Consider the following 7,504-nt stretch of genomic DNA (forward strand, 5'->3'; position numbering starts at 1 on the left):
AAGGCCGAAGTATAGCTATACTTCGGCCTTTGTTATACCTGCCTGCTGAGGGTTATCGGAGCGGCTTGATCCAGTAGCTGTACTGGTGGTCTTTGTATGGGATTCGGTACTGCTCCAGCGGCTGGCTGCCCCAGCTGTCCATACCTTGCATACCGGTTTGCTGCAGGTCTACGCGCAGGTAAATGCGGTCGCGTTTCTCCAGTTCGCCGGAGTGGTACTGCTTCTTGTCCTGCTCCGGATCCAGGTCCTGCAGGGTATAAGGCAGGGCAGCGAAGTTGAGCAGGCTGTCGGCAAACTCAAAGCGCAGGCCTTTGCCTTTCTTGCTGGTCAGGTTTACCCAGCGCACATCCGACTTGTTGCCGCTTTCCTGCGGACGGGCGTACGGGAAGTACTGCTCATCCAGCTTCTGCTTATAGACTCCTACAAAAGAGGCGGTTTTACGGTCCCAGTAGTTTTCCCACGGGCCGCGGCCGTAGAACTCGATGTTGTCCAGCGCTTTGCTCAGTTGCAGGTCGTTGCCTACACGCAGCAGCACTTTGTGTTCGCCTTTCAGCGGCTTAACGCGGTTGTCAACCTTTACAGTGCCGTCGTTGAAGATGGTGAATACCTGTGAGGTAGTTGCGTCACCATTTACGAGCTCCTTCTCAAAGGTCACCTCGTAGCCGTTGGCGGTTTGAGTATGCTTGGCGTTGGTCAGTTTGCCGTTGTCGTAGGCTTCGCGCCACATGCGCTTCGATTTGTTGTAGCCTGCCCCGATGTCGTTGTCGGTAGGGGCGCGGTAGAAGCTTGGCTTCGGACCTTGCTGCAGCAGCGTTTCACCTTTCAAGGTATAGCCGTTCATCGTGCCGTTCTTCTTGTCGAAGCTCACGGTAAAGTCCTTGCCGGTCAGCACGAGGTTATCACCATTCTCGCTTACTTTCAGCGTGCCTTTACCGCCTGCGGCTAGCGTGGCCGGCTGCAGGGCCGGGTTCAGGGCAAACTGCTCGTTGGCGATCTCATAGCCTTTCTCCAGGAACGGCTCGGCATTTTTCAAGGTATAGCGCACGTTCAGGAAGTACTCCCGACCTGTTTGCTGCTTCTTCTTGATCGGAAGGGTCAGGGTTATACTTTGCTGCGGCGCTACATTCAGGTCTTTGATGCTTCCTTTCTCGATGATCTTGCCGTTTTCCAGCACTTCCCAGTTGAGTTGATAGTTGCTCAGGTCACGGAAGAAGTAGCCGTTTTTCACTTCCAGGCTGTTGTTGCCGTTATACTTAGTCTTGATGTGCTGGTATACCTTCTTCACCTCCACTGCCATCGGGGTCAGGCCACGGTAAGCCGTTACCACACCTTTCACAATAAAGTTGTTGTCGCTCAGGTTCTCATCTACCGGACCGCTGAGTGGGAAGTCGCCGCCATAAGCCATGATGCGCTTGCCGTTCTTCACGGTGTCAATGGCCTGGTCGATCCACTCCCAGATAAAGCCGCCCTGCAGGTAGGGTTCTGTCTCGATCACATCCCAGTAATCCTGGAAGTTACCCAGGCTGTTGCCCATGATGTGCGCGTACTCGCTCATGATCAGCGGACGGTCCGGTTTACCCTGGGCATATTTTCTCAGCCAGTTCGGGCTTGGGTATTGCGGCACGATGATGTCGGTGTTGTAATCCCATCCGGCGCGCTCGTACTGCACCGGGCGGAAGTCCTGAGTTTTCATCCAGTCGTAGGCTTCGTAGAAGTTGGTGCCATTACCGGCCTCGTTGCCCAGCGACCAGGTCACGACAGAAGTATAGTTTTTGCTGCGCTCATACATGCGCGAAATACGGTCGAAGTGCGGGTTGCGCCATGCTTTGTCGTTACCGAAGGTATAGGCCAGGTCATAGCCGCGGCCATGCGATTCGATGTTGGCCTCCTCTATCACATACAAACCATACTCGTCGCAAAGCTCCATCCAATACGGATCAGGCGGGTAGTGCGAGTGGCGTACAGCGTTCACGTTTAGCTTCTTCATCATCTCCATGTCCTTGCGCATGTCGGCTTTGCTCAGCACGTGGCCCTTGGTCGGGTTGTGTTCGTGGCGGTTCACGCCTTTTAAGAACACACGCTTGCCGTTCACCAAAAAGTTCTTGTCCTTGATTTCCACGGAGCGGAAACCCACGCGTTGCGGTACCACTTCTACCACCTTGCCGTCTTTGTCTTTCAGGGTGATGTACAAGGTATAGAGGTAAGGCATTTCGGCAGACCAGGTTTTTACGTTCGGGACTGTTTTCTGGAATTTCACCTCCTTTTTATAGTTACCCAGCACGCGCTGCACGTCCTGTGTCTTATCAGTGAAAACAGTTTTGCCGGCAGCGTCTACCAGTTCAATTTCAATAGCGAAGGTGTCAGGTTTGCTATGCAGGGTTTTCTGGTCCAGTTTGTAGCTGTTGATCTCTGCCGTCAGGTCAAACACGCCATTGGTATAGCTCTCGTCCAGCGTGGCCATTACCTTAAAGTCGCGGATGTCGAGTTTGGGGGTGGAGTAGAGGTATACTTCACGCTCGATACCGGAGATACGCCACATATCCTGCGCCTCGAGGTAAGAGCCGGTGCTCCAGCGGTATACCTGCAGGGCTACCAGGTTCTCGCCTTTTTTCACGTAAGGCGTGATATCGAACTCGGCAGCCAGTTTGCTGTCTTCGCTGTAGCCCACCTTTTGGCCATTCACCCAGATAAAGAACGCGGATTTAACCGCTCCTAAGTGGATGAACACCTGACGGCCGTCCCAGTTCTCGGGCAGCGTGAATTTCTTGCGGTAAGAACCTACCGGGTTGTTGTCTGCCGGGATATCGTGGGGCGGGTTGAGCTTGGCGCCTTTCTTGGCGTGGCCGGCAAACTCATAAGGGTGGTTCACATAGATCGGGAGTCCGTAGCCGTTCACTTCCCAGTTGGCCGGCACCTTAAAGTTATCCCACTGGGCATCGTTGAAGTCGGTCTTATAGAAATCTGTGGGGCGTTGCTGGGGGTTCTGTACCCAGTTAAATTTCCAGGTGCCGTTAAGGGAGATGAAGTATTCTGATTTTTCTTTCTGCCGTTGCTCAGCCAGTGTTTTGTTTTCGAAAGCGAAGGAAGCGGCTCGCATCGGCATCCGGTTTACCTCCACGATCTGAGGCGTAAGCACCTCCGAGGGGACTTGCTGTGCCTGTAGCGGGATGGCAACTAGCAGGGCAAATAGGAACGCATAAAGTTTACGCATGATCTAGTAGTATGGGACTAAAAACTAATTGGTTGATAAAAGATGATTCAGGTGCTTGTGCAGCATTTGACTTGAGGGACCAGGGCATAAGTGCCTTGACCTTCTTTCCGATGAAAGTATCGAAAAATGGGCAAAGTACTCGGCCTTAATGCTACGCAACCGTTTGTGTAGTCCCGTATTTCAGATTACATCTTTTAATAGCTATTTTTAAGTCTCTTCTACAGGTCATGTGCCTGTTGTGAGTAGTGAATTGCTATACCTACACCTGATGAAACTCCTAATCAGCAGTCTCTTTTTTCTTTGTATCCTGCTCATATCCTCCTGCCGTACGGCTGTGGGGGAGAATGAAAAGGACGCCGTATCTGCAAAGCCCAACATTGTCTTTATCCTGGCCGATGACATGGGATATGGCGATATCGCCCCCTACGGTCAAACCAGCATCAGAACGCCCCATCTGACTAAAATGGCCGAGCAGGGCAGGCGCTATACCCAGTTTTATGCCGGTTCTACGGTCTGCGCGCCTTCCAGGGCAGCCCTTATGACAGGGCAGCACACGGGCCATACCTATATCCGGGGCAACGGCGAAGTACCGCTGCGGCCCACCGATACCTCCCTGGCCAAACTGCTGCAGCAAAACGGCTACAGAACAGGTATGGTGGGCAAATGGGGACTGGGGCTCGAAGGCACCACCGGAGTTCCTGAAAAACAGGGCTGGGATTTCTTTACCGGGCACCTGCATCACCTTGAGGGGCACAAGCAGCAGGCGGATTCTTTATGGCGGCTGGCCAACGGCAAGAGCACCAAGGTGCCTGTTCCGGCAGGCAGTTTTGTGAACGATATTTTCACGGAGGATGCCCTGGCTTTTATTGAGGAGCAGAAGTCGAATCCATTCTTTTTATATGTGTCCTATACCTTGCCCCATGCGGAGCTGAAGGTGCAGGACAAGTACCTGCAGCCCTACCTGACCGATGATGGCGGAAGCATTTTTGCTCCTGAAGTGGCGCAGAAGCCTGGCCAGTGGTACGGTCCGCAGCCCTACCCGAAAGCGGCCTACGCTGCTATGGTCACGGCACTAGATGATTATGTGGGCCAGATCATGCAAAAGCTTAAAGAGCAGGGGCTGGCTGAAAATACCCTGGTCATTTTTACCAGCGATAACGGTACACACGTCGAGGGTGGGCGCACTCTGGCCGATGCCATGGAGGCGCACCAGAGTAGCGGGCCGCTGCGCGGGGTGAAGCGCGATCTCTACGAAGGTGGTATACGCGTGCCGTTTATTGCCTACTGGGATGGTAAAATCAAGCCGGGCACCACCAGCCACCACATCGGTGCCTTCTGGGACATCCTCCCGACCTTTACGCAACTGACTGGCAGTAAAGCTCCGGAAGCCATAGATGGAGTTTCGTTTGCAGCAGATATGCTGGGAAAGAAAGAGCAGAAACGGCATGAAGCACTGTACTGGGAGTTTGGCGAGGGAGGATTCAAGCAAGCAATCAGGAAAGGGAACTGGAAAGCCATCCGCTTTTATAAGAACGGACAGCCTCTGCGAACAGAGCTCTACAACCTGAGCACAGACATCGGGGAGCAAAACAACCTGGCGACTGCTAACCCGGAGAAAGTCAAGGAACTGGAGCAGGTTATGGACAAGATGCGCACACCGGCCGAGAACCCGCAGTTTCAGATCAAATAAGCGAACTGTAAAAGTATAGCCATTCTATTCTGCTGATGATATACCTGTTGACCTCCCTGAAAAGAGCATTTTTCCTTCTGCCATACTTTGTCATTCTGTTGTTGCCGGCCCTGGCCCAGGACAAAACGCTGAAACTGTGGTATGACAAACCGGCCACCGACTGGATGCGGGAGGCGCTGCCGATCGGCAATGGCTACATGGGCGTTATGTTTTTCGGAGGAGTAGGGCAGGAGCAGCTGCAGTTCTCGGAAGGCACGCTGTGGTCCGGCGGTCCGCATTCGAATCCGAAGTATAACCATGGCAATAAACCGGATGCCTGGAAATACCTGACCGAGATCAGGCAGCTGATCAACGAAAGCAAACTAAAGGAGGCCAATCAACTGGTACAGCGCCATCTGACAGGTATGGCTCCGGCTAAGCTGGAAGGCAGTACTGAGTGGGGCGATTACGGGGCGCAGCAAACCATGGGCGATCTCTTCGTGAAGCTGGGCCATGGTGAAGCAACGCCACAAAACTACCACCGCGAGCTGGACCTGAACACTGCCACTGGCAGCGTGAGCTACCAGATCGGGAAGACCAGGTATAAGCGCCAGTACTTTGGCAATTACCCCAAGGGCGTGATGGTCTATAGCTTTAGCTCCAACCGTCCGGAGAAATATACCATCACCTACAAAACGCTTCACCCGAAAGCCTATGAGCGATTTGAGAACGGGATCTATACCTTCGGCGGGCACATCAACGACAACAAGCAGGAATTTGAAACCGCGTACCGCATTGTGACGGATGGCAAGATCAGTTATGAAAATGGCGTGGTGGAGGTCAGTGATGCCAAATCGGTGCAGCTAATCCATACTGCCGCCACGGACTATAGCTGGGAATATCCCACCTATAAAGGCACTGACTACAAAAGTATCATAGCTAAGCGGTTGGATGCGGTGAAGAACCAACGTATCAATGCGCTTCTGAAAGAGCATACCCAGGACTATACGCGTCTGTTTGACCGGGTAAAATTTACGCTGGAAGGAGCACAGCATGCCAATGTGCCCACGGATGTCCGGCAGAGAAACTACGCCCATGGCACAGAAGACCGGGGCCTGGAAATGCTCTACTTTCAGTACGGGCGCTACCTCATGATCTCGGCCTCGCGGCCGGGCACCATGCCGATGCACCTGCAGGGCAAGTGGAACAACAGTACCAAGCCGCCCTGGGCAGCAGACTACCATACCAACATCAACCTGCAGATGCTCTACTGGCCTGCTGAAGTAACGAATCTTTCGGAGTGCCATATCCCCTTGCTAGAGTACACTGCCTCGCTGGTGGCTCCTGGCCGGCAAAGCGCCAAAGACTTTTTTAATACCCGTGGCTGGGTAGTGAACACCATGAACAATGCCTATGGCTATACGGCCCCGGGCTGGGAGCTCCCCTGGGGCTTCTTTCCGGGAGGGGCTGCCTGGCTGGCGCAGCACCTGTGGGAGCACTACGAGTATACCCGTGACAAAGCATACCTGAAACTAAAAGCCTACCCGGTGATGAAAGAGGCCGCCCTGTTCTGGATCGACTACCTGACCCCGGACAGCAGCGGTCACCTGGTGTCATCGCCCTCTTACTCGCCGGAGCACGGTGGCATTTCGGGCGGCGCTTCAATGGACCACCAGATCGCCTGGGATGTGCTCAACAACTGTATCCAGGCAGCAAACGTGTTAGGAACCGACCCGGAGTTCGCTCAACAGGCGCAGCAGGTGCGGGATCAGATCCTGCCACCACAGATCGGGCGCTGGGGGCAGCTGCAGGAGTGGAAGGAAGACGTGGATGACCCGGATAACAAGCACCGGCATGTGTCGCACCTGTTTGCTTTGCACCCCGGCCGGCAGATATCGCCTTTGGAGACGCCTGAACTGGCCAAAGCGGCGCAGGTGAGCCTGGAGGCAAGAGGAGACGAAGGTACCGGCTGGTCACTGGCCTGGAAGATCAACTTTTGGGCGCGGCTGCGGAACGGCGACCGGGCCCACCAACTATATCGCCTGATTCTGAAACCGGCAGGAGGCGCTTCCAATGCCGAGTCTTTTGCCGGCGGCTCAGGTTCTTACGCTAATTTGCTGGATGCGCACCCGCCTTTTCAGCTGGACGGGAACATGGGGGCAACCGCCGGGATCGCTGAAATGCTGCTGCAGTCGCAAACCCAGACAATCGAGCTCCTGCCTGCGCTGCCCTCTGCCTGGAAGACAGGTGAGATATCAGGGCTGAGAGCGAGAGGCGGGTATACGGTCGGTATGCAATGGGCGGACGGCCGCCTGCTCCAGGTCAGTATAGTGGCCGATAGTACCGGAGAATGTACGCTTGCCTACCAGGGAAAACAGCTGACGATTCCGGTCACTGCCGGGAAGATGGTCCACATTAGCCCAAAGGACTTTTAACAGGCTATCATTCGGTGGTTTTTTACTGCTAATGGGAATCCCTGGTGCTACTTATTTGCTTAAACTATTAATCATACTTATTTATAGCTCCATCGCGATGAGTTTAGTATCTAGAAAAGATGCTTTGCTTAGAAGCTGATGGGGGTATTTCAAAAATGCCTAAAACGAAGAAAGAAATCATTTTGGAGA

The 7,504-nt window shown here is 53.9% G+C and carries 3 protein-coding genes; 2 read left to right on the plus strand and 1 reads right to left on the minus strand.

Annotated elements, in window-relative coordinates; translation table 11 throughout:
* Nucleotides 1-52 precede the first annotated feature (52 nt).
* Nucleotides 53-3,211, minus strand: coding sequence for a beta-galactosidase, LacZ type (lacZ, locus tag OB13_RS03325; protein ID WP_461488729.1), 3,159 nt, complete (start codon nucleotides 3,209-3,211; stop codon nucleotides 53-55).
* A 268-nt stretch (nucleotides 3,212-3,479) separates the two neighbouring features.
* Between lacZ and OB13_RS03330 the strand changes: the two genes are divergently transcribed.
* A complete protein-coding gene (locus OB13_RS03330) occupies nucleotides 3,480-4,901 on the plus strand; it encodes an arylsulfatase (RefSeq protein ID WP_461488730.1) in 1,422 nt (473 codons plus the stop codon).
* A 35-nt stretch (nucleotides 4,902-4,936) separates the two neighbouring features.
* Nucleotides 4,937-7,315, plus strand: coding sequence for a glycoside hydrolase family 95 protein (locus OB13_RS03335; RefSeq protein WP_461488731.1), 2,379 nt, complete (start codon nucleotides 4,937-4,939; stop codon nucleotides 7,313-7,315).
* Nucleotides 7,316-7,504 lie beyond the last annotated feature (189 nt).

This window comes from Pontibacter sp. HJ8 (genome assembly GCF_054824225.1).

What these genes read in the sequence shown, in the direction of transcription:
- lacZ (WP_461488729.1), bottom strand. Translation starts at nt 3,211, where the DNA reads ATGCGTAAACTTTATGCGTTCCTATTTGCCCTGCTAGTTGCCATCCCG.
- OB13_RS03330 (WP_461488730.1), top strand. Translation starts at nt 3,480, where the DNA reads ATGAAACTCCTAATCAGCAGTCTCTTTTTTCTTTGTATCCTGCTCATA.
- OB13_RS03335 (WP_461488731.1), top strand. Translation starts at nt 4,937, where the DNA reads ATGATATACCTGTTGACCTCCCTGAAAAGAGCATTTTTCCTTCTGCCA.